The sequence below is a fragment of the Legionella yabuuchiae genome (assembly GCF_900640115.1).
Lineage (GTDB): Bacteria > Pseudomonadota > Gammaproteobacteria > Legionellales > Legionellaceae > Legionella_A > Legionella_A yabuuchiae.
Genome location: NZ_CAAAIW010000089.1, coordinates 1 through 312 on the forward strand (window position 1 = coordinate 1; position 312 = coordinate 312).

Consider the following 312-nt stretch of genomic DNA (forward strand, 5'->3'; position numbering starts at 1 on the left):
TTGATTAAAATTTAAAAAGTCTTATATATTTGTTATAATTAGCGCTTTTTAGCTATGACATATTCATTAGATTTTAGGGAAAAAGTACTATCCCATGTAGATTCAGGAGCGACAATTGAATCTACCAGTATATTATTTTCAGTTGGCACAACGACAATTAAACAATGGAAAAGATTAAGAAATCAAACAGGTCAATTAATGGGTTCTGGTCGTCCGCACAATCCCTACAAAATAGATTCAGATAAATTAAAATCTTTTATTAAAGAGCATCCTGATTCATTTTTAAATGAAATAGCTTCTCACTTTAATGTG

The 312-nt window shown here is 29.2% G+C and carries 1 protein-coding gene; it reads left to right on the forward strand.

The genetic code is table 11. The annotated features are described in order from the left end of the window. Window positions 1-54: 54 nt before the first annotated feature. Window positions 55-312 (forward strand): IS630 transposase-related protein (locus tag E1O47_RS12185; protein WP_133131489.1); only part of this gene is annotated, 258 nt, incomplete at its 3' end.